At 54.6% G+C, this 26396-nt stretch carries 23 protein-coding genes and 1 other annotated feature; of the genes, 6 read left to right on the plus strand and 17 right to left on the minus strand.

All coding sequences use genetic code 11. The annotated features are described in order from the left end of the window. Nucleotides 1–46 precede the first annotated feature (46 nt). Complete coding sequence (gene gndA, locus IMQ33_RS01450; RefSeq protein WP_065685396.1) at nt 47–1453, plus strand: NADP-dependent phosphogluconate dehydrogenase; 1407 nt, start codon at nt 47–49, stop codon at nt 1451–1453. A gap of 74 nt (nt 1454–1527) precedes the next feature. Here the strand turns inward: gndA and hisIE are convergent, their stop codons facing one another. The 9 genes from hisIE to hisL form a co-directional block, all read right to left on the minus strand. After that, on the minus strand, nt 1528–2145 hold the full coding sequence (gene hisIE, locus IMQ33_RS01455) for a bifunctional phosphoribosyl-AMP cyclohydrolase/phosphoribosyl-ATP diphosphatase HisIE (RefSeq protein WP_021805010.1): 618 nt from the start codon (nt 2143–2145) through the stop codon (nt 1528–1530). Then, the gene (gene hisF, locus IMQ33_RS01460; protein ID WP_021179972.1) at nt 2139–2915 is read right to left on the minus strand and encodes an imidazole glycerol phosphate synthase subunit HisF; all 777 of its coding nucleotides are present in this window, start codon (nt 2913–2915) and stop codon (nt 2139–2141) included. Before hisF ends, hisIE begins: the two co-directional genes overlap by 7 nt. Further along, nucleotides 2897–3634, minus strand: coding sequence for a 1-(5-phosphoribosyl)-5-[(5-phosphoribosylamino)methylideneamino]imidazole-4-carboxamide isomerase (hisA, locus tag IMQ33_RS01465; protein ID WP_021179971.1), 738 nt, complete (start codon nt 3632–3634; stop codon nt 2897–2899). The genes hisF and hisA overlap by 19 nt, the downstream gene beginning before the upstream one ends. A 5-nt stretch (nt 3635–3639) precedes the next feature. Then, complete coding sequence (gene hisH / locus IMQ33_RS01470) at nt 3640–4230, minus strand: imidazole glycerol phosphate synthase subunit HisH (protein ID WP_021179970.1); 591 nt, start codon at nt 4228–4230, stop codon at nt 3640–3642. Next, nucleotides 4230–5297 (minus strand): bifunctional histidinol-phosphatase/imidazoleglycerol-phosphate dehydratase HisB, encoded by a 1068-nt coding sequence (hisB, locus tag IMQ33_RS01475; protein WP_065685394.1) that lies wholly within the window; start codon nt 5295–5297, stop codon nt 4230–4232. The genes hisH and hisB overlap by 1 nt, the downstream gene beginning before the upstream one ends. A gap of 8 nt (nt 5298–5305) precedes the next feature. Next, nucleotides 5306–6370 (minus strand): histidinol-phosphate transaminase, encoded by a 1065-nt coding sequence (hisC, locus tag IMQ33_RS01480; RefSeq protein WP_065685393.1) that lies wholly within the window; start codon nt 6368–6370, stop codon nt 5306–5308. Then, complete coding sequence (gene hisD, locus IMQ33_RS01485; protein ID WP_196061693.1) at nt 6367–7674, minus strand: histidinol dehydrogenase; 1308 nt, start codon at nt 7672–7674, stop codon at nt 6367–6369. Before hisD ends, hisC begins: the two co-directional genes overlap by 4 nt. 4 nt (nt 7675–7678) lie before the next feature. Continuing rightward, nucleotides 7679–8578: an ATP phosphoribosyltransferase gene (gene hisG / locus IMQ33_RS01490; protein ID WP_021179966.1), complete on the minus strand. Its 900-nt coding sequence runs from the start codon at nt 8576–8578 to the stop codon at nt 7679–7681. 69 nt (nt 8579–8647) lie between these two features. Continuing rightward, nucleotides 8648–8783 (minus strand) — a sequence feature (His leader region). Continuing rightward, on the minus strand, nt 8759–8806 hold the full coding sequence (gene hisL, locus IMQ33_RS01495; RefSeq protein WP_100396937.1) for a his operon leader peptide: 48 nt from the start codon (nt 8804–8806) through the stop codon (nt 8759–8761). Its footprint overlaps the feature before it by 25 nt. A gap of 283 nt (nt 8807–9089) precedes the next feature. Here hisL and IMQ33_RS01500 point away from each other — a divergent pair, with 283 nt between their 5' ends. The 3 genes from IMQ33_RS01500 (at nt 9090) to IMQ33_RS01510 (ending at nt 14918) form a co-directional block, all read left to right on the plus strand. Continuing rightward, entirely contained in the window at nt 9090–9914 is an 825-nt protein-coding gene (locus IMQ33_RS01500; RefSeq protein WP_161713551.1) for an SDR family oxidoreductase, read from the plus strand. Nucleotides 9915–10312: 398 nt separating this feature from the next. Beyond that, nucleotides 10313–12406 (plus strand): TonB-dependent receptor PqqU, encoded by a 2094-nt coding sequence (gene pqqU / locus IMQ33_RS01505; protein WP_370573008.1) that lies wholly within the window; start codon nt 10313–10315, stop codon nt 12404–12406. A gap of 118 nt (nt 12407–12524) precedes the next feature. Beyond that, complete coding sequence (locus tag IMQ33_RS01510) at nt 12525–14918, plus strand: glucose/quinate/shikimate family membrane-bound PQQ-dependent dehydrogenase (RefSeq protein WP_196062781.1); 2394 nt, start codon at nt 12525–12527, stop codon at nt 14916–14918. A 77-nt stretch (nt 14919–14995) separates the two neighbouring features. Here the strand turns inward: IMQ33_RS01510 and rimO are convergent, their stop codons facing one another. The 3 genes from rimO to IMQ33_RS01525 all read right to left on the minus strand — a co-directional run bounded on the left by rimO (nt 14996) and on the right by IMQ33_RS01525 (nt 17927). Next, nucleotides 14996–16327 (minus strand): 30S ribosomal protein S12 methylthiotransferase RimO, encoded by a 1332-nt coding sequence (gene rimO / locus IMQ33_RS01515; protein ID WP_186530059.1) that lies wholly within the window; start codon nt 16325–16327, stop codon nt 14996–14998. A 188-nt stretch (nt 16328–16515) separates the two neighbouring features. Further along, entirely contained in the window at nt 16516–17496 is a 981-nt protein-coding gene (locus IMQ33_RS01520; protein WP_065685381.1) for a magnesium and cobalt transport protein CorA, read from the minus strand. A gap of 11 nt (nt 17497–17507) precedes the next feature. Then, nucleotides 17508–17927: a GNAT family N-acetyltransferase gene (locus IMQ33_RS01525; protein ID WP_161713549.1), complete on the minus strand. Its 420-nt coding sequence runs from the start codon at nt 17925–17927 to the stop codon at nt 17508–17510. Between the two features lie 131 nt (nt 17928–18058). Between IMQ33_RS01525 and IMQ33_RS01530 the strand changes: the two genes are divergently transcribed. Beyond that, entirely contained in the window at nt 18059–19162 is a 1104-nt protein-coding gene (locus tag IMQ33_RS01530; protein ID WP_196062780.1) for a PQQ-dependent sugar dehydrogenase, read from the plus strand. Nucleotides 19163–19169: 7 nt separating this feature from the next. On the opposite strand, the gene IMQ33_RS01535 is transcribed toward IMQ33_RS01530, so the two are convergent. The 3 genes from IMQ33_RS01535 to IMQ33_RS01545 all read right to left on the minus strand — a co-directional run bounded on the left by IMQ33_RS01535 (nt 19170) and on the right by IMQ33_RS01545 (nt 20989). Continuing rightward, nucleotides 19170–19586, minus strand: a complete 417-nt coding sequence (locus tag IMQ33_RS01535) for a YjaA family stress response protein (protein ID WP_065685378.1) — start codon at nt 19584–19586, stop codon at nt 19170–19172. 52 nt (nt 19587–19638) lie between these two features. Beyond that, nucleotides 19639–20259, minus strand: a complete 621-nt coding sequence (locus IMQ33_RS01540) for a glutathione S-transferase family protein (protein ID WP_094982886.1) — start codon at nt 20257–20259, stop codon at nt 19639–19641. A gap of 73 nt (nt 20260–20332) precedes the next feature. Next, nucleotides 20333–20989 (minus strand): HAD family phosphatase, encoded by a 657-nt coding sequence (locus IMQ33_RS01545; protein WP_074028896.1) that lies wholly within the window; start codon nt 20987–20989, stop codon nt 20333–20335. A gap of 415 nt (nt 20990–21404) precedes the next feature. Between IMQ33_RS01545 and IMQ33_RS01550 the strand changes: the two genes are divergently transcribed. Beyond that, nucleotides 21405–22610: a serine hydrolase gene (locus IMQ33_RS01550; RefSeq protein ID WP_065685375.1), complete on the plus strand. Its 1206-nt coding sequence runs from the start codon at nt 21405–21407 to the stop codon at nt 22608–22610. A 42-nt stretch (nt 22611–22652) separates the two neighbouring features. Here IMQ33_RS01550 and IMQ33_RS01555 read toward each other — a convergent pair whose 3' ends face one another. Both IMQ33_RS01555 and IMQ33_RS01560 read right to left on the minus strand, forming a co-directional pair. Beyond that, complete coding sequence (locus IMQ33_RS01555; RefSeq protein WP_065685374.1) at nt 22653–24020, minus strand: L-serine ammonia-lyase; 1368 nt, start codon at nt 24018–24020, stop codon at nt 22653–22655. Nucleotides 24021–24154: 134 nt separating this feature from the next. After that, nucleotides 24155–25453 carry an HAAAP family serine/threonine permease gene (locus tag IMQ33_RS01560; protein ID WP_065685373.1) on the minus strand — a complete coding sequence of 433 codons (1299 nt, stop codon included), beginning with the start codon at nt 25451–25453 and terminating at the stop codon, nt 24155–24157. Between the last annotated feature and the right edge of the window lie 943 nt (nt 25454–26396).

The following is a 26396-nucleotide window of genomic DNA, read 5'->3' on the forward strand; positions in this document are numbered from 1 at the left end:
GGCCAAGAGCCGTGATACAGGTGTCATCCTCAGACAGGAGTTCCTAATGTCCAAACAGCAAATCGGCGTTGTCGGCATGGCGGTGATGGGCCGCAATCTGGCTTTGAACATCGAAAGCCGTGGCTATACCGTTTCTATCTTTAACCGTTCAGGCGACAAGACTGACGAAGTTATTGCAGAGAACCCAGGCAAAAACCTGGTGCCGCACTACACCGTCGAAGAGTTTGTTGCATCGCTGGAAACACCGCGCCGCATTTTGCTGATGGTAAAAGCGGGCGAAGCTACGGACAAGACCATTGCCTCGCTGACTCCTCACCTGGATAAAGGCGATATCCTGATCGACGGTGGTAACACCTACTATCAGGATACTATCCGTCGTAACCGCGAGCTGTCTGCTCAGGGCTTCAACTTTATTGGCACCGGCGTTTCCGGTGGCGAAGAAGGAGCGCTGAAAGGGCCTTCAATCATGCCTGGTGGCCAGAAAGAAGCTTACGAGCTGGTGGCACCCATCCTGAAGAAAATCGCCGCTGTGGCCGAAGGTGAGCCATGCGTGGCCTATATCGGTGCTGACGGTGCTGGCCACTACGTGAAGATGGTGCACAACGGTATCGAATATGGCGACATGCAGCTGATCGCAGAAGCCTACTCCTTGCTGAAGCAGGCGCTGAATCTGAACAACGAGCAGTTGGCGGAAACCTTCGCCGAGTGGAACAAGGGCGAACTGAACAGCTACCTGATCGACATCACCAAAGACATCTTCACCAAGAAAGACGAAGAGGGTAAATACCTGGTTGATGTGATCCTCGATGAAGCGGCCAACAAAGGCACCGGCAAATGGACCAGCCAGAGCTCTCTGGATCTGGGCGAGCCACTGTCATTGATCACCGAGTCTGTATTTGCACGTTACCTGTCTTCTTTGAAAGACCAGCGCGTAGCGGCTTCTAAAGTCCTGACCGGCCCGAAAGTTGCGGCCTTCAGCGGTGAGAAAGCCGAGTTTGTCGAGAAAGTTCGTCGCGCTCTGTACCTGGGTAAAATCGTTTCCTATGCGCAGGGCTTCTCTCAGTTGAAAGCGGCTTCCAAGGAAAACAACTGGGATCTGAACTACGGCGAAATTGCCAAGATCTTCCGTGCCGGTTGCATCATCCGCGCTCAGTTCCTGCAGAAGATCACCGATGCCTATGCTGAGAATGCCGACATCGCCAACCTGCTGCTGGCACCTTACTTCAAGCAAATCGCCGATGAGTATCAGCAGGCGCTGCGTGATGTGGTTTCCTATGCGGTGCAGAACGGTATCCCAACGCCAACCTTCTCTGCGGCGATCGCGTACTACGACAGCTATCGCTCTGCGGTGCTGCCTGCCAACCTGATCCAGGCGCAACGTGACTACTTCGGTGCTCATACTTATAAGCGTACCGATAAAGAAGGCGTATTCCATACCGAATGGATGGAATAATCCCGCTCGTTGAACGATAAAAAAAGCCGCCGAGGTTAACGCCCGGCGGCTTTTTTATTGCCTGCAAAACAGGATTATTTCTTCTCGTGCCGTTCGCGCAGGCGGCCAATCACCTTGCTCAAATCCAGCTCCTGATCCTGCAACAGCACCAGCAGGTGGTAAATCAGGTCGGAAGCTTCATTGGTAAGTTCTTCGCGATCGTTTACCGTGGCGGCCAGGGCAGTTTCTACGCCTTCCTCACCAACTTTCTGTGCAATGCGCTTGGTACCGCTGGCATACAGCTTGGCAGTGTACGAGCTATCCGGGCTGGCGGTTTTACGCGAAGCCAGCAATTGCTCAAGCTGGTACAGGAAGCCCCAGTCGCTGCTTGCCGGATGGAAGCAACTGTCGTTACCCAAATGGCAGGTTGGGCCAATCGGGTTGGCCAGGATCAGCAGGGTATCGTTATCGCAGTCTGGCGTAATGCTGACCACGTTAAGGAAGTTGCCTGAGCTTTCGCCTTTGGTCCACAGGCGCTGCTTGGTCCGTGAGAAGAACGTCACCTTGCCGGTTTGCTCGGTAACGTCCAGGGCGGCCTGATCCATATAGCCCAGCATTAATACTTCGCCGGAAACGGCATGTTGTACGATTGCCGGCATCAGGTTGTCGGTTTTTGCCCAATCCAGCTTAGCTTTCTGTTGTTCTGTTAACACACGCGTATCTCCACGCCTTTCTCTGCCAGGAACCGTTTCAGTTCGCCGATATTGATGATTTGCTTATGGAATACCGAAGCCGCCAACGCGCCGTCAACGTCGGCATCGCGGAAGGCTTCCAGGAAGTGTTCCATGGTACCGGCACCGCCGGAGGCGATCAGCGGCACCTTGCACACCTCACGTACCCGCTTCAGCTGTTCCAGATCGTAACCGTTGCGTACGCCGTCCTGGTTCATCATGTTGAGCACAATCTCCCCAGCGCCACGCTTTTGCACTTCCTGCACCCAATCGAGGGTTTGCCACTCGGTGACTCGGGTGCGGCTTTCATCCCCGGTATATTGGTTGACGTGGTATTTGCCGGTTGCGGCTTCATACCAGGTGTCGATCCCGACCACGATGCACTGTACGCCAAAGCGATCGGCCAGGCGGCTGATCAGCGTTGGGTCGGCCAGCGCAGGGGAGTTGATGGAGATCTTGTCCGCCCCAAAGGAGAGGATCTGGCTGGCGTCTTCGGCACTCTTGATGCCCCCGGCCACGCAGAACGGAATATCGATCACTTCCGCAACCCGTGAAACCCAGCTTTTGTCTACCACCCGTCCATCGCTGGAGGCGGTGATATCGTAAAAGACCAGTTCGTCGGCACCTTCCTGCGCGTAGCGCTGGGCCAGTGGCACGATGTCGCCAATGATTTCGTGGTTACGGAACTGCACGCCCTTGACCACTTGCCCGTCCTTGACGTCCAGACAAGGGATTATCCGTTTTGCCAGCATGCGATAGCCTCCTCAACGCTGAATTTACCGTCCAACAGGGCGCGCCCGACGATCACCCCTTCCACACCACTGCCACGCAGCTGGGCGATATCGTCCAGATTGCCGATGCCGCCAGAAGCCTGGAAGGCGATCTGCGGATAACGTTGGCACACTTCCTGATACAGCCCCACGTTGGAGCCTTTCAGCGTACCGTCGCGTGAGATATCGGTGCACAGCACATGTTTCAGGCCAAACGGCAGATATTGCTCAACCACCTGTTCCAGCGTGGCTTCCGAGTCTTCTTGCCAGCCGCTGATAGCCACGTTCTTACGGCCTGCGGCGTCGATGCGTACGTCCAGCGCCAGCACCATGGCATCGGCACCGTAGCGCTCAAACCAACCCTGTACCATTTCTGGCTGCTTGACTGCGGTGGAGCCGATGACCACACGCGTGGCTCCGGCTTCCAGCAGGGCCGCAACGTCTTGTTCGTTACGGATACCGCCGCCAACCTGTACCGGCACGCTTACTCCGGCCAGCAGTTTACGTAACAGTGGGATCTGACGAGCCGCCGGGTCTTTGGCCCCGGTCAAATCAACCAGGTGTAAAACTTGCGCCCCTTGCTGCTGATAGTCTTGCAGACGCAGCAGCGGATCGTTGCCGTAGTCGCGCTGTTGGCCGTAATCGCCCTGATGCAGGCGCACTACGTTACCGTCGATCAAATCCAAAGCGGGAATAATCATGCTGCCTACATCTCCAGAAAGTTCTTCAACAGTTGCGCCCCGGCGTTGCCAGATCGCTCTGGATGAAACTGCACGCCAAAGAAGTTGTCTTTTTGTACGGCGGCGGTGAAGGGCTCGCCGTAGTTCGCCTGAGCGATGGTGCTTGAGCATATCGGCATCGCATAACTGTGAACGAAGTAAAAGTAAGCACCATCCTCGATGCCGCGGAACAGATGATCGCCGGCCTGCGCCGTAACCTGGTTCCAGCCCATATGGGGCAAAGGCAGGCCAAAATCGGTCATCTGTGTTACCGGAGTATCGATAATCCCTAGCGTTTTGATACCCCCATTTTCTTCACTGCTGGCTGCCAGCAACTGCATACCCAGGCAGATCCCCAGCACTGGCTGGGTACAGGCCTTGATCAGATCGATCAGGTCGCGCTGTTCCAACTGGTCCATTGCCGCCTGTGCAGTACCCACACCAGGCAGGAACAGTTTGTCGGCGCGCAGCACGATCTCCGGATCGCGGCTCACCTGTGGCTGATAGCCCAGGCGTTGCACCGCATAGTTGACCGAGGCGAGGTTGGCGCAGCCGGTGTCCAGGATCACCACGTTCATCACAGCACTCCTTTCGAGCTGGGCAGCGTATTGCCCTCAACGCGGATCGCCTGGCGCAGCGTGCGGCCAAACACCTTGAACAGGCTTTCGACACGGTGATGGTCGTTTTTACCCTTGGTGCGCAGGTGCAGGGTGCAGCCCATGGTGTAAGACAGCGAGCGGAAGAAGTGCTCGATCATCTCGGTGCTGAGATCGCCTACGCGCTGATAGTTGAACTCGGCTTTATATTCCAGGTGTGGGCGGCCAGAGATATCCAGTGCGCAACGGGCCAGGCATTCATCCATCGGCAATACGAAGCCGAAGCGTGCGATGCCGCGTTTGTCGCCCAAGGCTTTACTCAGTGCTTCACCCAGCGCCAATCCGGTGTCTTCTACCGTGTGGTGATCGTCGATGTACAGATCGCCGTTCACCTGAATATCCATCCGGAAGCCGCCGTGGGTGGCAATCTGATCCAGCATGTGGTCGAAGAAGCCGACGCCGGTCTTGATCTTGCTGCCGCCTTCGCGATCCAGCCAGACTTTGACGTCAATCTGCGTCTCTTTGGTCACGCGGTTAACGTGCGCATAGCGATCGCGTTTGGTCAGCTGTTGGGTGATGGCCTGCCAGCCCAGCGCCTGACGCTGGTACAGCAGCCCCTGAATACCCATATTGGCCGCCAGTTGAATGTCGGTTTGGCGATCGCCAATCACATAGCTGTTGGCCACGTCTATCACGCCCGGCTCCAGATAGCCTTTGACCATGGCAACCTTCGGTTTACGACAGTCGCAATGGTCTTCCGGCTTGTGCGGGCAGATCAGGATATCGTCGAATTTGACGCCCTGGGAGCTGAGGATCTGCATCATCAGGTTGTGCGGTGGATCGAAGGTTTCCTGCGGGAAGCTGGCGGTGCCGAGGCCGTCCTGATTGGTGATCATCACCAGGGTGAAACCGGCTTGCTGCAAGGCCAGCAGGGCAGGGATCACCTCTGGCTCCAGCGCCAGTTTATCCAGGCGGTCGACCTGGAAATCTTCCGGGGGTTCAGCAATCAGCGTGCCGTCACGGTCAATAAAGAGATATTTTTGGCTCACGTTGGCTCCTATGCGCCGGGCAGAGTATTGAGTGCGTCAACGACGCGCTGGCATTCGTTACGGGTGCCGATGGTGATCCGCAGGCAACCGGACAGGCCAGGCTGTTTATTTTGGTCTCGCAAGATAATGCCCTGATCCCATAAGGTTTTAAAGACATGACTTGAGGCGGTAAAGCGAACCAGCAGATAATTGCTGTCACTGGTGAAGACCTGCTCCACGCAGGCGCAGTCTTGTAACGCCTGCTGCAGCCAACTGCGGTTGGCGGCAATCTCGGTGACGCGCTGGCGCATAACGCGGATCCCCTCGGTGCTCAGCGCCTGGGCGGCGATGTCGGCCACCGGGGTCGAGAGCGGATACGGGGCAATCACTTTCAGCAGCAGGGCTATCACTTCCTCATTGGCCAGGGTGAAGCCGCAGCGCAGGCCAGCCAGGGCGAAGGCTTTGGACAGCGTGCGCAATACTACCAGGTGCGGGTAATCATTCAGCCAGCTAGCAACCGAGGCCTGCGGGCAGAACTCGATATAAGCTTCATCGATGGCGACGATCGCTTTGCCTTTGGCCAGTTCCAGCAGGTTACGCAGATCGTTGGGATCGAGCAGGTTGCCAGTCGGGTTATTCGGGCTGCAGGCGTAGATCAGCTTGACGTTATCCAGGCTGGCAGCAATTGCAGGTAGATCGAGCTGCCAATCTTCTTTGGCGGCGACCGTGCGGCGCTCTACGTTAAAAGTCTCGGCGCTGACGGCGTACATGCCGTAAGTCGGTGGGCAAAACAGGATGGCGTCTTTACCTGGCTCGCAAAAAGCACGGATCAGCAGTTCGATACCTTCATCTGCGCCACGGCTGACCAACACCTGGTCTTTATTCACCCCGGCGTAGGCGGCGTAGCGCTCAATCACCAGCGCAGGTTGGCATTCCGGGTAGCGGTTAAAGGTCTGGGCGGTCAGTTGAAACTCTGGCGCAACCGGGTATTCGTTGGCGTTCAACCAGACGTCACCTTTGCCACCAAGGCGGCGTGCCGACTGATACGGGGTCAGCTCGCGCACGTTTTTGCGTGCTAATTCTTCGATGCTCATGCTTGCTCCTTCAGTGCGGCGACGCGTAGGGTCACGGCGTTTTTGTGGGCGACCAACTGTTCGGCGGCTGCCAGGATCTCAATGGTTGGGGCCAGGGTCATAAAGCCTTGCGGCGTCAGTTCCTGAACCGTCATGCGCTTTTGGAAATCCGCCAGCCCCAGGCTAGAGCAGGTGGCGGTATAACCATAGGTTGGCAGCACGTGGTTGGTGCCGGAAGCATAATCACCGGCGGACTCCGGCGACCAGTCACCGAGGAACACCGAACCAGCGCTGGTAATGCTGTCCACCAGATCGCGCGCGCTGCGGGTCTGAATAATCAGGTGCTCTGGGCCGTACTGGTTGCTGATGGCGACACACTCGGCCAAATCCTTCGCCACAATCAGGCGGCTGCTGGCCAAAGCCTGGCGGGCGGTTTCTGCCCGTGGCAGCTGTGCCAGCTGTTGCTCAACCGCTACGGCGACCGCTTCGGCCATCGCGGCGTCTGGGGTTAACAGAATGACCTGTGAATCCGGGCCATGTTCGGCCTGAGACAGCAGATCGGAAGCGACAAACGCCGGGGTTGCGCCGCTGTCTGCAATCACCAGCACCTCGGAAGGGCCTGCGGGCATATCGATGGCCGCACCGTCCAGCCGTTGGCTGATCTGACGTTTGGCTTCGGTGACAAAGGCGTTGCCCGGCCCGAAGATTTTCGCTACCCGTGGCACCGAATCCGTGCCAAACGCCATGGCGGCAATCGCCTGCGCGCCACCGACCTGGAATACTTCCTGAACGCCACAGAGTTTGGCAGCATACAGGATCTCATCGGCGATCGGCGGTGGGGAACACAGCACCACGCGGCGGCAACCGGCAATGCGTGCCGGGGTAGCCAACATCAATACCGTGGAGAACAGCGGTGCGGAACCGCCAGGGATATACAAACCCACCGAATCGATTGGGCGGGTCACCTGCTGGCAACGCACGCCGGGCAGGGTTTCAACGTCTACCGCTGGCAGCTGTTGTGCATTGTGGAAGGTTTCCACGTTGGCGACGGCTACGGCCATCGCCTGTTTGATCTCGTCACCCAGACGGGCGCAGGCTTGATCAATCTGCTCTGCCGTTACGCGTAATGCTGCGACTTCGGTTTTATCAAACTTGGCGCTGTACTCACGTAGCGCGCTGTCGCCATTGGTTTTCACGTTATCGAGGATCTCGCGCACCGTACGGGTGATGCTGTCCGAAGCCGAAATGGCCGGGCGCATCAGCAACTCCGCGCGCTGTTCCGCGCTGCAACTGCCCCAATTGACGACGGTATTGAAGTTTGGCATGGCGTTACTCCATCATCTTCTCAATTGGCAGGACCAGAATGGAGCTGGCACCCAGGGCTTTGAGCTTTTCCATGGTTTCCCAGAACAGGGTCTCACTGCTGACCATGTGCATCGCTACGCGGTTCTGAGAGCCTGCCAGCGGCAGAATGGTCGGGCGTTCTGCTCCCGGCAGCAGCGCGACGATTTCGTCCAGGCGTTCGCTTGGTGCGTGCAGCATGATGTATTTGGATTCGCGCGCCTGGATCACGCCTTGGATACGGGTCATCAGGCGGTCAATCAACTGTTGTTTGGCTTCCGGCATTTCGCCGTCACGCTGGATCAGGCAGGCTTTCGAGCGGTAAATCACTTCCACTTCACGCAGGCCGTTGGCTTCCAGGGTGGCACCGGTAGACACCAGATCACAGATAGCGTCTGCCAAGCCTGCACGCGGAGCTACTTCCACCGAGCCGTTCAGCAGGCAGGATTTAAAACGAACGCCTTGTTTATCGAGGTACTGTTTGAGCAGGTGCGGGTAAGAGGTTGCGATGCGGGAGTCTTGCAGGCTTTGCGGGCCAGAGTATTCGCTATCCAGCGAGGTGGCCAGCGACAGGCGGCAACCCCCAAAATCCAGGCGGCGCAGCGTGAAGTAACGCGGGTCTTCGCCCTGAGCACGGCGGTTGAGCAGTTCCTCTTCCAGCACGTTCTCACCAATGATACCCAGATCCACCACGCCATCCATCACCAGGCCTGGGATATCGTCATCACGTACCCGCAGGATATCGATCGGCATATTCTCGGCGAAGGCAATCAGGCGTTGTTGCTGCAGGTTGATCTTGATGCCGCAGCGGGCCAGCAATTCCTGAGACTCTTCACTCAGGCGGCCTGATTTCTGCATGGCGATACGTAAACGTGTTTTGTCCAACATGGTAACCTCTGTTTAATCTGTAATTTTATGAATTTGTTATTAAAATTATTTTTCTGTCTGTCCGGAGCCAAAAAAAAACCCTCGGAAGATATCTTCCGAGGGCTCTTTCTTGCGTTTAGTTCGTTCTACGCGCCACTGGAAGATTCGAGAATCGTCTTCCAGCACACATCGCCTGAAAGACTAGTCAGGATGATGGTGATGATGGTGGTTGAACTGAACGCGAGTCATGTCATTTCTCTTTAAAATTGGGTCAGCCAGTGCTGAGGTGCTAATTAAGCTAAACTATCCGTTGTATAACTTGCAACCCTTTTTTGTGGTTATGAATTTAATTTATTGAAAGCGGCTGAGTTATTAGCCGTACGCGGCTTTACCCAACCTTAAGGTTAACCGATTGTAACCACCAGCGCGGTGGCGTAGCCTAGAGGAGTATCTCACTATCGCCTGCGGTGTGGCCGGTGGCCTTCCGCAACGGTGAAGTTGGGCTTGTTAGTCGATTCTTAGGGGCATACTGATGAAAAAAGTCGCCATTGTGGGTCTGGGTTGGTTAGGGATGCCGCTGGCTTTATCGTTAATGGGCCACGGGTATGAAGTGGTTGGCAGTAAAACTACGCCGGATGGGGTAGAAGCCGCGCGGATGAGTGGTATCGAATGTTATCGCCTGGAACTGACGCCGGAGCTGATTTGCGAAGCTCACGATCTGGAACAGCTGTTGTACACGGATGCGTTGGTGATCACTCTGCCAGCCAGCCGTACCGTCGAAGGGAGCGCAAGCTACTTTGATGCCGTACGTATGCTGGTAGACAGCGCGATAGCGTTTGGCGTGCCGCATATTATCTTTACCAGCTCCACGTCGGTTTACGGTGAAACCAGCGGTACCGTTCGGGAAGATTCGCCGCTCAAGCCGGTGACATCGGCTGGCCGAGTGCTGGAGGAGTTGGAGCTTTGGCTACATCAATTGCCCAACACGTCGGTGGACGTTTTGCGCTTGGCAGGGCTGGTGGGTGGAGATCGTCATCCAGGCCGTTTCCTGGCGGGTAAGGTTGACGTCAAGGGCGGTTCGCACGGGGTCAATCTGGTGCATCAGGATGACGTGATTGCGGCCATTCAACTGCTGCTGAAGCTGCCGAAGGGCGGGCACACCTATAATCTTTGTGCGCCAGGCCATCCGCTCAAACGTGATTTCTACCCGGCGCTGGCCGAGCAACTGCATCTGCAACCTCCGCAGTTTGCGCAAGAAGATGAACAAGAAGGGCGGCTGGTGGACGGTAGCCGTATCTGTAACGAGCTGGGGTTTGAATATCAATACCCAGACCCGAATCGCATGCCGATCAGTTAACCAAATCAAACTGTCCCGCAGCTTGCGGGGCAGTGCTCCTCCAAAAATCTTGCTTATTTTTTTACTCTCCCAGTTTGATTATTAAACATGACTAAATTATAAGGAAATTAATTTTACGCATTGATATTGATAGCAATAATCTAAATCCTTCACATTCCCCCATTTAAGACTCATCATTTATATTTATCATTTGTGTAAAATTCGAGTTAACGGAAGTTTGAGTTTCTCTCCGCTATTTTCAAACTGTTGCGATAAGTATTAACATACGCTCGGTTTTTTCTAAAAGGTACCTATCCTCTCAAGCGTCTAATGGCAGTTTTTACATGAATTTTCTTAATAAAAAAAATACAGCGATCTCACCTGTCGCCATTTCTGCGCTGTTACCTTGCGCTCTGTGTATGGCGGTAAACGTACAAGCCAGCGATCGGGCAGTGGACCAATCTTCCATGGTGGTCACGGCCAAGCGCAGCGGTCTTTCAGAATTGAGTACTCCGGCAGCGGTTAGCGTGCTTAATGGCGATGAACTTCGTCAGGCCAGGCCGCAGATTAATATCTCTGAAGGGCTGGGCAGCGTGCCGGGGTTGCAAATTCAAAATCGCCAGAATTATGCGCAAGATTTGCAACTGTCAATCCGTGGGTTTGGCTCGCGCTCAATGTACGGCGTACGCGGAGTACGCATTTATGTGGATGGTATTCCTGCCACCATGCCGGATGGCCAAGGGCAAACGTCGAATATCGATCTCAATTCAGTGGATAAGGTGGAGGTTTTGCGCGGGCCGTTTTCTGCGCTGTATGGCAACGCTTCCGGCGGCGTCATCAATGTAGAGACCGAAACCGGCCAACAGCCTATCAAGATTGAAGCGGGGATGTATAGCGGCAGTGACGGCACCTGGCGCTACGGCATGAAAGCCAGCGGTGCAACCGGCGATGGCACGCACGCCGGTGACGTGAACTACGCCGTCTCCACGACCCGTTTTACCACCGAAGGGTTCCGCGACCACAGTGGGGCACGCAAGAACCTGGGCAACGCGCGTTTGGGTGTGCGCATTGATGATGTCAGCACGCTGACGCTGTTGTTTAACTCGGTCGACATCAATGCCGACGATCCCGGTGGTTTAACCGAAGCTGAATGGCACGACAATCCGCGCCAGGCCCCAAGAGCAGATCAATACAACACGCGTAAAACCATCTCACAAACCCAGGCCGGGTTGCGCTATGAACGTCAGATGAGTGCCAATGACGATCTGAGCATCATGACTTACGCCGGTGAGCGGGAAACCACGCAGTATCAGTCAATTCCAGTGGCCGTACAGCAGCGAAGTGAACAACATCCCGGCGGAGTGATCTCTCTGGCTCGTCATTATCAGGGAATCGATACTCGCTGGACTCATCGTGGTGAAGTGGCCACTTTACCCTTCAGCGTGACCGGTGGGCTCGACTACGAAACCATGACCGAGCAGCGCAAAGGCTATGAGAACTTCACGGTAGTTAACGGCGTTAACGAATTGGGGACCAAGGGTAATCTACGGCGGGATGAACGCAACCTAATGTGGAATGTGGATCCCTATCTGCAAACTTCCTGGAACCTGACCCAACGTTTGACGCTGGATGCCGGAGTGCGCTTCAGCACCGTCAATTTTGACTCCAACGATCGCTATATTACCGGCAGTAATGGCGATGACAGTGGCGATGCCCGCTATCACCAGTGGCTGCCAGTAGGCTCGCTCAATTATGCGTTGACCAAGGCCTGGAATATCTACGCTTCCGCCGGGCGTGGTTTTGAAACCCCTACCATCAATGAACTCTCTTATCGCCCAGGTGGCGTGGCGGGGCTCAATCTCGATCTAAAACCTGCTACCAGCGATACCGTTGAATTAGGAAGCAAGACCCGTATCGGCAACGGCCTGTTCAGCGCGGCGCTGTTCCAAACCGATACCAAAAACGAAATTGTCGTCGATGAGAGCAGCAACGGGCGCACCAGCTATAAGAACGCGGGGCAAACCCGTCGCCGTGGGGTGGAGTTAGCGCTGGATCAACAGTTCAACTACGACTGGCGTCTGCAAATGGCCTGGACGCTGCTGGATGCCACTTACCGCGATAATGTCTGCGGCGACAGCATCTGTTCTGCTGCAAAGCAGGTGCCGAAGGGCAACCGCCTGCCGGGGATTGCCCGCAATATGGGGTACGCTTCGCTGGCCTGGTCGCCGCCTCAGGGTTGGTTCGCCGGTGCTGAACTGCGCTATATGAGCGATATCCAGACCAACGATCAGAATTCACAGCAGGCACCGTCCTACACCGTGGCGGCGCTGAATACCGGTTATCGCTACCCGGTTGGGAACTGGCAATTTACCGTTTTTGGCCGGGTGGACAATCTGTTTGATCGCCAGTACGTCGGCTCGGTGATTGTCAACGAAGGCAATGGCCGCTATTTCGAACCCGCTCCAGGCAGAAACTGGGGTGGGGGCATGAGTGTTGCTTATTCATTTGAGTAGTAAGCAGGAGTACAGCGGGGAACCTAACCCCCGTTGAGTTGTTATCTTGGGATGGTTATTTATGACACCAGTGAGTGCGCCAAAATTTGCGCGTTGCTAGCGGTGGGAGAAAGTGAATATGGCAAAGACAGGCAATAAACGAAGTATAGGGAATTACTTGATGTGGCTGCTGGGGGGGCTGATGGGCGTCATCGGCCTCGCGCTGGCAATCGGCGGCGTTTACCTGGCTTCATTGGGAGGGAGCCTCTATTTTGGGTTGATGGGCGTGGTGATGCTGATCGCTGCGGTACTGGTGATCAAGCTCAAACCTGCAGGCATATGGGTGTATGCGCTGGCCTTTGTGTTCACCCTGATTTGGGCGTTGTGGGATGTTGGCCTGGATTTCTGGCCGTTGTTCTCACGCTTGTTTATGTTCGGCGTGCTGGCCTTCCTGGCCGCGTTGGCCTATCCATGGTTGAAGAAACGTGCCGGTCATCCGGTTCGCGGCTTCGTCAGCTATTCTTTGGCTGGGTTGCTGGCGGTTGCGCTGGTGGCCGGATTTGGTTACACCTTTGTGCCTACGCCACTGGTGGCGGCCAAGGAAGATATTCCGGTTAAACCTGTGGCTGCCGGTAGTGAGCAGAAAAACTGGGAACATTGGGGGAATACCACCCACGGTGACCGTTTTGCCGCGCTGGATCAGATCAACAAGTCTAACGTCAGCAAGCTGAAGGTGGCGTGGATTGCCCATACCGGCGATATTCCACAAAGCAACGGCTCTGGCGCTGAAGACCAGAATACCCCGTTGCAGATCGGCAACACCCTGTATGTCTGTACTGCTTACGGCAAAGTGCTGTCGTTGGAAGCCGATACCGGCAAAGAGTTGTGGTCCTACGATCCTAAAGCCTCTGCACCTAACTGGCAGCGTTGCCGTGGCCTGGGTTATTACGACAATGCGGCTCAGCCAGCCTCATCGCCAGTGGTTGCCGCTAGCGCTTCGGCACCGGCCATGTGCGAACGCCGTCTGTTCCTGCCAACCATCGATGCGCGTTTGATTGCCATTGATGCCGATACCGGCAAACCTTGCGCCGACTTTGGCGATAAAGGTACTGTCGATCTGAAAGCGGGCATGGGCGAAGTTAAACCGGGTTATTACCAGCAAACCTCGACCCCATTGGTGGCGGGTAACCTGGTGGTGGTCGGTGGCCGCGTGGCAGATAACTTCTCTACCGGCGAACCTCCTGGTGTGGTACGTGCTTATGATGTGCATACTGGTGAACTTGCCTGGGCATGGGATCCGGGTAATCCGGCCATTACCAAGCTGCCACCAGCGGGTGAAACCTATACGCGCGGTACGCCGAACGTGTGGTCCGCAATGTCCTACGACGCCAAATTGAATCTGATCTATCTGCCGACCGGTAACGCCACGCCTGACTTCTTTGGCGGCGAGCGTACCGAGCTGGATGATAAATACAGCTCTTCCATCGTGGCTGTTGATGCCACCAGCGGCAAAGTGCGTTGGCATTTCCAAACCACGCACCATGACCTGTGGGACTTTGACCTGCCTTCCCAACCGTTACTGTACGATCTGCCAGACGGCAAGGGCGGCACGACACCCGTGCTTGTGCAAACCAGTAAGCAGGGCATGATCTTTATGCTCAACCGTGAGAACGGTCAGCCAGTGGCGAAAGTGGAAGAACGTGAAGTCCCGCAGGGCAATGTGCCTGGCGAACGTTACTCCAAAACCCAGCCGTTCTCGGTGGGAATGCCGAATATTGGCAACGAGACGCTGACCGAGTCCGACATGTGGGGCGCAACGCCGCTCGATCAACTGCTGTGCCGCATCGAGTTCAAAGGGATGCGTCACCAGGGCGTCTATACACCGCCGGGTATCGACCGTGCTTTACAATATCCTGGCTCGTTGGGTGGGATGAACTGGGGCAGCGTCTCGGTGGATCCGAACAATGCCATCATGTTTGTTAACGATATGCGTTTGGGGCTGGCCAACTCGATGGTGCCACGCAGCAAGGTGCCGACCGGCGCCAGTGGCATCGAAATGGGTCTGGTTCCGATGGACGGTACGCCGTTCGGTGCGATCCGTGAACGCTTCCTCTCCCCACTGGGCATTCCATGCCAGAAGCCACCGTTTGGCACCATGTCAGCGGTAGACCTGAAGTCGGGCAAACTGGTGTGGCAGGTTCCAGTAGGTACAGTGCAGGATACGGGGCCGCTGGGCATTAAAATGCGTATGCCGATGGAAGTGGGCATGCCAACGCTGGGTGCGAGCTTGTCAACTCAATCCGGTCTGCTGTTCTTTGCTGGTACTCAGGATTTCTACCTGCGTGCCTTCGATACGGCAACCGGGAAAGAGATCTGGAAAGAGCGTCTGCCAGTGGGCAGCCAGTCCGGCCCAATGACCTTTGTATCGCCGAAGAACGGCAAGCAATACATTATCATCAGCGCTGGTGGTGCTCGTCAGGCCGCAGAGCGGGGTGACTATGTCATTGCTTATGCTCTGCCAGACGAAAAGTAACTAACTGGTAGTTCACCAATAAATAAAGGGGTTAGCACTGCTGCTAACCCCTTTATTGTTTTTCGCGGTGGTCGAAGTCAGACTTTTGAACCCCAGAGATCGTACTCGTCGGCGTTCTCAATCTTCACTTTGACGATGTCGCCGACTTTGACATTGGCTTCACCGTTGAGGTAAACCGCGCCGTCGATTTCCGGTGCGTCCGCCATGCTGCGGCCAATGGCACCTTCCTCATCCACTTCGTCGATCAGCACCAGCACTTCGCGGCCAATCTTGTCTTGCAAGCGTTGGGCGGAGATTTGCTGCTGCAACTGCATAAAGCGATGGAAGCGTTCTTCCTTCACTTCTTCTGGTACCGGGTCGGCCAGTTCATTAGCGGCAGCACCCTCTACCGGGCTGAACTTGAAGCAGCCAACGCGATCCAGCTTGGCTTCGGTCAGGAAGTCGAGCAGCATCTGGAAGTCTTCTTCGGTTTCCCCAGGGAAGCCAACGATAAAGGTGGAGCGCAGCGTCAGCTCCGGGCAGATTTCTCGCCAGCGCTTGATGCGCTCCAGCGTGCGTTCAACCGCGCCAGGGCGTTTCATCAGCTTGAGGATTTTCGGGCTGGCGTGCTGCAGTGGAATATCCAGATAAGGCAGGATCTTGCCTGCTGCCATCAGCGGGATCACGTCATCCACGTGCGGGTAAGGGTAAACGTAGTGCAGACGCACCCAGGCACCCAGGCTGGAAAGCTGTTCACACAGGCTGACCATGCTGGTTTTTACCGGCTGGCCGTTCCAGAAACCGGTGCGATGTTTGACATCGACGCCGTAGGCCGAGGTGTCTTGTGAGATCACCAGCAGCTCTTTCACCCCAGATTCCACCAGGCGTTTGGCTTCATCCAGTACGGAACCGATCGGGCGGCTGTCCAGATCGCCACGCATCGATGGGATGATGCAGAAGGTGCAGCGATGGTTGCAGCCTTCGGAAATCTTCAGGTAGGCGTAGTGCTTTGGCGTCAGCTTCACGCCCTGCGCCGGGGTCAGGCTGGTAAAGGGGTTATGTTCCGGTTTCGGCACATATTGGTGAACGTGGGACAAAACCTGTTCGTAGCTGTGCGGCCCGGTAATTTCCAGGACCTTTGGATGCACCTCACGGATTTGGTTTTCCTTGGCACCGAGGCAGCCGGTCACAATCACCTTGCCATTCTCGTTCAAGGCTTCACCGATCGCTTCCAGTGACTCTTGAACGGCGCTGTCGATAAAGCCGCAGGTGTTCACGATCACCAGCTCGGCATCATCATAGCGGGGCACTACCTGGTAACCTTCGTTACGCAGTTCAGTCAGGATCCGTTCAGAATCAACCAGGTTTTTCGGGCAACCTAGTGAGACAAAGCCGACACGGGGGGCTTTTGGGGTCATAGTTTGTGACATAGCTCAATCCAAAATAGAAACGGGCGGATTTTACACTTGGGCAACCGGAAATTACACCGTTATATGTTGGCGGCGTAAACAAAAACGGCCCAGATTGATGACAAAGCCAGACGGGCGCATGCAGCGCCCTACGTAACGTAGCCAGCAGAAGTCTTGGCCCTAGCAGTATAGGCCGTTTTGATGGCGATCTATAACCAGCCGGAACGCTTGAGTTTTTGGTACAGGAAGAAGCAACCGGCGACGGTGACGCCCAGCGTGGTGTGGTAAGCCCAGGGGAACTTCAATTCGGGCATATCGGCGAAGTTCATGCCGTACAGGCTGAAGATCACCGTTGGAATGGCCAGGATCGCCCCCCAGCCAGCCAATCGCTTAACCACTTCGTTTTGCTTGACGGTCACCAATGCCAAATTGACGTGCATGGCGTTGGTCAGCATTTCGCGCATATCATCTATCGTGCTGGCGACCTGCCGGGTATGGTCTTGCACATCGCGAACGTAGGCCCGCAACTCTTTAGGGATCACATCCTCATGCAGATGGATCAGCTGATTGCAGATCTCATCCATCGGCAGGGCTGCATTACGCAGGCCGAGCAGGTGGCGGCGCAGGCTGTAGACGTTTTCGATGGCGGTTTCGTCAAACTCCGACCTGAACATGTTGGACTCGATGTCTTCGATCATCGCTTCGAACTTGCCGACGATATGGCGATAGTTGTCGACGATAAAATCCAATACCGAATACAGCGCAAAGCCAGGCCCGTGGCACAGTTGCTTGGGGTTTTCCTCTGCCTTGGCGCGGATAGGGGCATAGCTGGAAGAAGCGCCGTGGCGCACGCTGATCAGGAAGTTTTTACCAACGAAAAAGTGGGTCTCACCGTATTCGACTTCTTCTTTCATCCACTGTGCGGTTTTCACCACGATGAACAGCGAGTCACCGTAGGTTTCTATTTTTGGCCGCTGGTGGGCGCAAAGAGCGTCTTCGATCGCCAGATCGTGCAGGCTGAACTCCTCTTGGATCTTACGCATAAACGCGTCTTCCGGTTGCCACAAGCCCAGCCAGATAAAGGTGTCCGGCTCCTTGACCACTTCACTGATATCCTCAATCGTCACGTCCGTCAGCCGTTTACCGGCCTTGTACGCCACGCAGTTGATGACCATTGCCTGGGTTTCCATTGCGTTACCTGTCAGTCTGTGAGGGTTTTGGTGAAGAAATAGCGTTCATGTTCTACCGGCGCATTGTGCAATGTCATTTGCAATTGGTAACCTTGTTTTTCGTAGAAAGGACGAGCCTGAAAACTGAAAGTATCTACACGCGCATATTTGCAGCCATCCGCCATTGCCTGCTGTTCTGCTTTCTTGATGAGCTTACTGCCTACACCTTCGCCGCGTAATGTCTCAGAAACCCATAACAAATCGATGCTTAACCAGCGGCCTACGGTGCTGCCCGTTAACCCGGCGAGTTTATTCCCCTGATCATCCAGGACAAAAACCCCAATGTTTTTGTTCAGGATATCGCCGACAAATTGGCGGTTAAAAGTCTTCAAATGATTGCGAATCTCTTCGGTATCTTCTGGCTGTAGTGCGTCTGTTACGGTGATTTTCATGGTGCCCCCTGGATGGTTCAACTAACTTAAGCACAGTAAAGGAAAAATGCAACATATTGAAATTTAGATTAAAGCACGAACTTTACCGTCTGGGCTAAACTCATTGAACTGTACCAATTTAAGGAGAAGACATGTTGCGGCCTTTTTTGATTGCGGGTTGGTTGCTGTTCGGCAATGGCCTGCTGCATGCGGCACCGGTAGTGACCGAATTACAGGACAGCCTTGAGCATCCCTGGTCGCTGGCCTTCTTGCCGAACGATAGCGGTATCCTGATAACGGAGCGCCCTGGCCGTTTGCGGTTATGGCAGCCGTCTGCCGGGCTTTCCTCACCGATTACCGGTGTGCCAGACGTGTATGCGCAGGGGCAAGGAGGATTACTGGACGTGGTGCTGGCTCCGGATTTTGTCACTAGCCGCCGGGTTTACCTTAGCTTTGCTGAAGCAGGGGATGCCGATAAAGCCGGCACTGCTGTTGGTTATGGGCGCCTGAGTGCAGACAATAAACAGCTGGAAGATTTTCGTGTGATTTTTCGCCAACAGCCCAAGTTGTCTACCGGCAACCATTTTGGTTCTAAACTCGCCTTTGATCGCCAGGGCTATCTGTTTATTACCTTGGGTGAAAACAACCAACGGGCGACTGCACAGGAAATGGACAAACTGCAAGGCAAGATTGTTCGGCTAACGGCGGAGGGCAAGGTACCTGCCGATAACCCGCTGGTTGGCCAACAGGGCAAGCGACCGGAGATTTGGTCTTATGGCCATCGTAATCCGCAAGGATTAGCGCTGAACCCTTGGAGTGGGGTGATTTGGGAGCATGAGCACGGCCCACGCGGCGGTGATGAAATCAATATTCCTCTGCCGGGCAAAAACTATGGCTGGCCGATAGCGACCTATGGAATTAATTATTCAGGGCTAGCTATCCCTGAGGCTAAAGGCCAAGTTGTACCAGGGACCGAACAGCCATTGCATTATTGGAAAGTTTCTCCGGGGGTCAGTGGGATGGCCTTTTACGACAGCCAGCGATTCCCCGAATGGCAGCACTCTCTGTTTATTGGCGCATTGGCACAACGGGACCTGATCCGTTTGACGCTGGACGGCGACAAAATAGTGGCAGAAGAGCGGCTATTGGGCGATCGCAATGAGCGTATTCGCGACGTGCGCGTCGGGCCGGATGGTTACCTTTATCTGCTGACTGATGACAGTAATGGGAAACTGCTGCGGGTTGGGCACGATTAGTGCCCAGTTAGATTAGTTTGAGATCGGCGGCGGTGAGTACCTGGTCGGAATTCAGTGAGAAAATCCGTTTTACCGTGTCATCACACAGAGGATGCGGGTCTGCATATACTGAGTGATATCCTTTGGGAAAACTTGCAACGGTAATTTCCTGCAGGATCCGCTGCTCGACCTGGCTTACGCCGCCTTCCAGCATTTCCATTGCATGGATCACTATGTCATGACGTAAATGGCGGCGCTTAAGCTGATTGAGAAAGCCAGGGAAAAACTCTGGTACCAGATTATACAGGCAGTATTCGGCAATAAAAAACTGGCCAACCAGCAGCCGTTGAGTGCTGAAAGGGCCAACTCTAGAGGCGGTCTTCTGAGTGTCGAGGCTTTTCAATGTCAGGTGGTTACGGCGTACCTGTAAATAAAACAATGACATGCTTTTGCGTCCCTGCGTTGTAAGAAGCGCCCCATCTGGGGCACCTTGGTAATCAAGTGAGTGGTATCATCACCGCGTGCTGGTAAGCAGGGCGTGCGCACAACCGTTGATACCAGCGCTCCATATGCGGGCTGGGCTGGCGTTCGATCGGCATGGAAAACCAGGCGTAAACAAAGCTGCCGAGTGGAATATCGCCGATGCCGAACTCTTGGCCTGAGAGGAAAGGCTGCTCAGCCAATGTGCGTTCGATGATAGCAAAGTGTTGCTCCAGTTCAGCAATGCCAGCCTCAATCAGGGCCATATCACGCTTTTCGGGCGGAGTGCGAACCATGCCCCAGAACACGTTGCGGAAAGGGGCGGTGATGGTTGAGGTATTCCAGTCCATCCATTTTTCTGCCGCAGCGCGAGCCTGGAGATCCTGAGGGTAAAATGGCGTCTGGCCGAACTTGGCCGCCAGATAACGCACGATGGTATTAGATTCCCACAGCACGAAATCCCCATCCTGCAACAGCGGTACCAGGCCGTTGGGGTTAAGCGATCGGTAAGGTTCTTCGTTAACCTTGCCGTAGGCACCACCGGCGTTGATATGGGTGTAATTCAGCCCTAACTCAGCGGCACACCAGCGCACTTTCTTGACGTTGTTAGAATTTTCACGGCCCCAAATGGTCAGCACAAAGCACCTCCTCATCGACGGATAAAAGTAACCCCCATACCTACGCTACAAAGCCGTTTTTGTCACCTTGAAATCAGCGTTCCCAGTGGCAGACTTCCCAACCGTGCAGCTCTGCCAACGCGCCAAGGTCGCTATTAGGGTTAATGACAGTGGCGCTGTCGACGTATTCCAGCATGGCCTTATCGTTAATGGAGTCGCTATAGCCGTGGCTATGGGCAAATTGCAGTTCAGGGTGTTGCTGCAACCACTGTTGCAGACGGATGACCTTACCCTGCTGGTAGGTCATGGTGCCGTAGGTATTGCCGGTAAAACGGCCCTCTGCTACCTCGACACCGATAGCTAGCGCTCCATCAGCGCCCAGTTGCTCGGCGATGGGGGCAACCAGGTGTTCGCCGGTTGCTGAAATCACCAGAATGCAGTCGCCGCGTTCGCGATGCCATTGCATGCGTTCGCGTGCCGCGGGGTAGACGCGGGGCAGGATATCCCGGCGAATATAGCGCTGCACCCAACCGGCGACGGTTTGGGTACTCAGGCCCACCAGCGGAACCAGTGTTGCCTGCATATAATCTTCCATCGACAGCTGGCCCTGATAATAGGATTGCATCAACAACTGCTCTTGGCGTTCCAACTCTGCCGGGGCGAACCCTTCGGCCACCAGCCAGCGAACCCACAGGCTGGCGCTGTCATCATCAATCAGGGTTTCATCCAGGTCGAACAGGGCTAAATCCATCAATATTTCTCCGGCAAGGAATGCTGCGGGCTACAGGATAACGGATACGCGCGGCTGCGAGCCAGTTGCCGCGGTGAAATGCGCAGAGCATAAGTAATTTTGATGACAGTGCGGCGACGGTTTGTTGAAGGTTTACTTAACCTGCGCATAGCCTGATTTCCAGCCAATTTCTCTGCGGTAACGTACAGTTATGTAAAAATGCAGAAAAATCAGCCTAAACCCTGCAAAAATAAGAGCAATCTAATAAACTCACAACGGGGGCACTTTCGGTGCCGCGTTGGCCCAAATGGGAGCCGCTGGGTATTTCGCGGTTGGCAGCGCGGCCTCGTGCCACTCTCGCTGGTTGGCTGAAAACGTGAACATGTTTGAAAGTTAACGCTATTTCAATGGTTTGAATGGACACTCTGGCGACGTCATGATGAAAAATAACCGTTCCACTTCTCTTGGTAAATTGGCCCTCAGTGTAGGTGTCATGTTGTTGGTTGTGCCTACCGTACAGGCAGCAGAGGCTCCGGCCGCACCACAGGTCGATGCGAAAGCCTATGTATTGATGGATTACGACAGTGGCAAGATCCTGGCAGAAGGCAACGCGGATACCCGCCTGGATCCCGCGAGCCTGACTAAAATCATGTCCAGCTACGTGATTGGCCAGGCGATGAAAGCCGGTAAAATCAAACCGGACGATCTCGTCACCGTGGGTAAAGATGCTTGGGCAACCGGCAACCCGGTGCTGCGGGGGTCTTCTTTGATGTTTATCAAACCCGGCGATCAGGTACCGGTATCGGAACTCAATAAAGGCATCGTCATCCAGTCAGGTAACGACGCCAGCATCGCCTTGGCGGATTTCGTGGCGGGTAGCCAGGATTCGTTCGTTGGCTTGATGAACAATTATGGCAAGTCCCTCGGCCTGCAAAATACTCACTTCCTGACTGTGCATGGTCTGGATGCCGAAGGGCAGTACAGCACCGCACGCGATATGGCGTTGCTGAGCCAGGCGCTGATCCGCGACGTGCCGGATGAGTACGCGTTGCATAAAGAAAAAGAGTTCACCTTCAACAAGATCCGCCAGATAAACCGTAACCGCCTGCTGTGGAGCACCAACCTGAATGTGGATGGTATCAAAACCGGTTACACCGGCGGGGCCGGGCATAACCTGGTCGCCTCGGCCACCGACGGCCCAATGCGCCTGATTTCGGTGGTACTGGGGGCTCCGAGTGACCGCGTGCGCTTTAGCGAAAGCGAGAAGTTGCTGACCTGGGGCTTCCGCTTCTATGAAACCGCAACGCCGATCAAGGCTGATAAAGCCTTTGTGACGCAGAAAGTGTGGTTTGGCGACGTGGGTGAAGTGCCGCTGGGCGTGGCAAAGGATGCCGCCGTCACTATCCCTAAAGGGCAGATGAAAAACCTGAAGGCCAGCTACAAGCTTAACCAACCGACGCTGGAAGCGCCGCTGGCAAAAAATCAGGTGGTAGGCACCATCGATTTCCAACTGGATGGCAAAACTATCGAACAGCACCCGCTGGTGGTGATGCAGGAAGTGAAGGAAGGGAACTTCTTTAGCCGCATGTGGGACTTTGTGATGATGAAGCTGACCCAGTGGTTTGGCGGTATTTTCGGTTAATCTTTGTTTGATAAGGGGCCAACAGTGGCCCCTTCTGCCAGATCAATTACACGCCACAACCTTGATGGCCAATCCGCCCTGTGATGTCTCACGGTATTTGGAATTCATGTCCTTGCCGGTTTCGTACATGGTTTCGATCACCTTATCCAGGCAAACGCGTGGCTCGCTGGTGCGACGCAGTGCCATACGTGCGGCGTTGACCGCCTTCACGGCAGAAATCGCGTTACGTTCGATACAAGGCACCTGAACCTGTCCGGCCAGTGGATCGCAGGTCAGCCCAAGATGGTGCTCCATGGCAATCTCTGCGGCGATACAAACCTGTGCCGGGCTGCCGCCCATCAGCTCCGCCAGACCAGCTGCCGCCATTGAGCAGGCCACGCCGACTTCCCCTTGGCAGCCCACTTCAGCGCCGGAGATTGAAGCATTCATCTTGTACAGCGTGCCGATCACACCGGCAGCCAGGAAGTAACGGCTGTAGGAGTTGGTGTTCACCGGGCGGATAAACTGGTCGTAATACGCCAGTACCGCAGGAATGATACCGCATGCCCCGTTGGTGGGGGCCGTTACCACTCGGCCACCCGCAGCGTTCTCTTCGTTGACCGCGAACGCGAACATATTGATCCAATCAACTACGTTCATCGGGTCGATATTGTTCTTGTCACCGGTTACCAGAATGCGGCGCAGGGCGGCGGCACGGCGCTGTACCTTCATCGGGCCGGGGAGCAACCCTTCGGTATTCATACCGCGTTCGATACCGGCACGCATCACCTGCCAGACGTCGGCAAAGTGCGCTTCGATCTCTGCTTTGCTGCGCAATGCCAGTTCGTTTTGCATCACCAAACCGGAAAGTGAAAGCCCGGTATCTTTGCAATGCTGCTGCAAATCCAGCGCGGAACGATAAGGGTAGGGGACCGCAACGCTATTGTTGGCCGATTGGCCGAAGTTTTCTTCATCAACGATAAATCCGCCGCCGATGGAGTAATAGGTTTTGCTGTGAAGTAACCGATCGCCAGCATAGGCGCTGATCGACATGCCGTTTTCGTGCAGCGGCAGGTTAGTGCTGTGGAAGTTCATGCCACCAAGCTGTGGAAAATCGACCTCGTGCACACCCTTTGCCAACAACAGGCGGCCCCGCTGCTCTACATCACGAATAAAGCCGGCGATGCTGTCGATGTCCACGTCATGGGGCAGATTGCCCGCCAGGCCCATAATAATCGCGATGTCGGTATGGTGCCCTTTACCCGTCAGTGACAGTGAGCCGTAGACGTCAACCGCCACCCGCGTTGTATCGTGGAGTTGCCCGGCGGCCTGCAAATCATCAATAAACTGTTTACCGGCTTTCATCGGGCCGACGGTGTGGGAACTGGAAGGGCCGATGCCAATTTTGAAAATATCGAAAACGCTGACCATAGTCTCGCTTCCTTCTTGAAGTTAATTCCCTCAGCCTGCCGTTTAGGGGGCATATGGGTAATGCTTGAGTTCGCGGCGGGGTAGGAGGGGGAGATTCGAGATAGCCGGTGCCATAGGGCACCGGCTGAGCGCTATTAACCGAACAGTGTGTACAGGATGGCAGAGATGGCAATCAGGCCCATCACGACCACAAATACGTTGCTGATGTGGCCGCTGTACTTGCGCATGGCAGGCACTTTACGGATCGCATACATCGGCATCAGGAACAGCAGCATCGCGATGATTGGGCCACCCAGGTTCTCGATCATGCCCAGAATGCTTGGGTTCAGTGTGGCAACGATCCAGGTAGTCACCAGCATGAAGATGGCAGTGATGCGGTTCAGCTTGTGGGTGGTGATGGTTTTACCACGGCTTCTCATCGATTTGGCAATCATGCCGTTAAAGCCTTCACGAGCACCGAGGTAGTGGCCCAGGAAGGATTTGGTGATAGCGATGAAGGCGATGACTGGGGCGATGTACTCGATCACCGGGTTGTTAAAGTGGTTAGCCAGGTAAGACAGGATGGAGATGTTTTGCGCTTTGGCTTCGGCCAGATCCGCCGGGGACAGGCTCAGCACACAGCTGAAAACAAAGAACATCACGGTCAGCACCATCATGATGTGTGCGTAGCCCAGGATGCGGGAACATTTCTTCTCAGCGTCCACGCCGTACTCTTCGCGTTTTGCGACTGCAAAGGCGGAGATGATCGGTGAGTGGTTGAACGAGAACACCATAACCGGGATTGCCAGCCACAGGGTGATTACCAGGCCGTGGCCCAGGCTGCCGCCAGAACCGGCCAGTGAGACGTTTTCGAAGATGGCACTGCTCCAGTTAGGGATCAGATATAGCGCCAGCAGCATCAGCACCGCAACAAACGGGAATACCAGGATACTCATGGTCTTCACGATCGCCTGCTCACCGAAACGCACGATGCCCATCAGGCCAACGATCAGGATCAGCGACAGGATGGCACGCGGTGGCGAGGCCATACCCAACTGGTGGGTGATGAAGCTGTCCACGGTGTTGGTGATCGCGACGCTATAAACCAGCAGGATTGGGTAAATGGCGAAGAAGTAGAGCAGGGTAATCAGTTTACCCGCGCTAATGCCAAAGTGTTCTTCTACCACTTCGGTGATGTCTTCACCTGGGTTTTTACCAGACAAAACGAAACGGCACAGGCCACGGTGGGCGAAGAAGGTCATCGGGAAGGCGATGATGGCCATGATGATCAGCGGGATTAAACCGCCGATACCGGCGTTGATTGGCAAGAACAAGACGCCAGCGCCGATGGCGGTGCCGTAGAGGCCCAACATCCACATGGTATCTGATTTACGCCAGGCCGTGCTGGAACCTGAGGCTGCAGAGGCGATAGTGCCGGTCTGTGTAGTGTCCATAAATATCTCCGAGGTGAACACGATAATTTAAAATAAAAAGAAAAACTTAAGTTTAAAATCCGCTGGTGAAATAAGTGGCTGTCTCACCAGTGGTAAAATCAGTTGTTACAACTAGAGGATGAATTGCGCCTCTGAATTGTTTATCAGGCTAATGATGTTGCTAACCTGTCCAAATGGTTTCTGCTGTTAACGGGGTCAACGCCGATGTTTCTGTCGGAGGAGCAACTGCCCACCGATTTTGTTGGCGGCAAGATAACGATTTACAGCAGAAACAACCGTGATCTTGCTCCCAAATGCGTGATGTGTGCGGTTAAAGGCTTTTATTGTAAATTTTCATGCAAATGTTGCGCGTTTGTGCGAAACATCATGCTGCAACCGCTCTCACTAATCCCACAACCTTTATCCGGTTTGTATGATGTTTAGCCGGATAAAAACCTGTCTTGTGTGGCAGGGCGAGCAATATATTTTATGTGCTGGTTTGGATCTAGCTAAAAAGCCGGATTTAGCTGTTTTAGTGATATAGATCACGTTTGGTTAGTGAGGGGGAAAAGCTTATCTGATTGTTTTTAAACTTATTTACTGATTTTGATTGTCGGTGTGGCTGGAAGAGGATGACCGTAATACGACGATTTTAATCATCATATGAATAAAGGTAAACTCTGATAATTTGATTAAAAATAGCTGATAATTTTTTGCCAAAAGGCGGATTAATGAGGTGGGTGGAAGAAGGGAACCATTTTATCTGGGTGAGATTTGATGCAAATTACTGCAATAATGTTCTGTGGGAAATAATAACGCTGGCAAGTTGTTGCAATCCATTAACCTGTAATTATCGGCCATTAGGATTATTTTAAGTTTAATTGCTTAAAAAAAAGCCTGAGTTTAACGAGAAATTGGCAACCGCGTCCCTCAGGTAACACCAGGGACACGGCATAAAATCGGT

Origin of the sequence: Serratia sp. Res13-Sevr-LER1-36-b (assembly GCF_015673035.1) — a bacterium.
Classification (GTDB): domain Bacteria; phylum Pseudomonadota; class Gammaproteobacteria; order Enterobacterales; family Enterobacteriaceae; genus Chania; species Chania fonticola_C.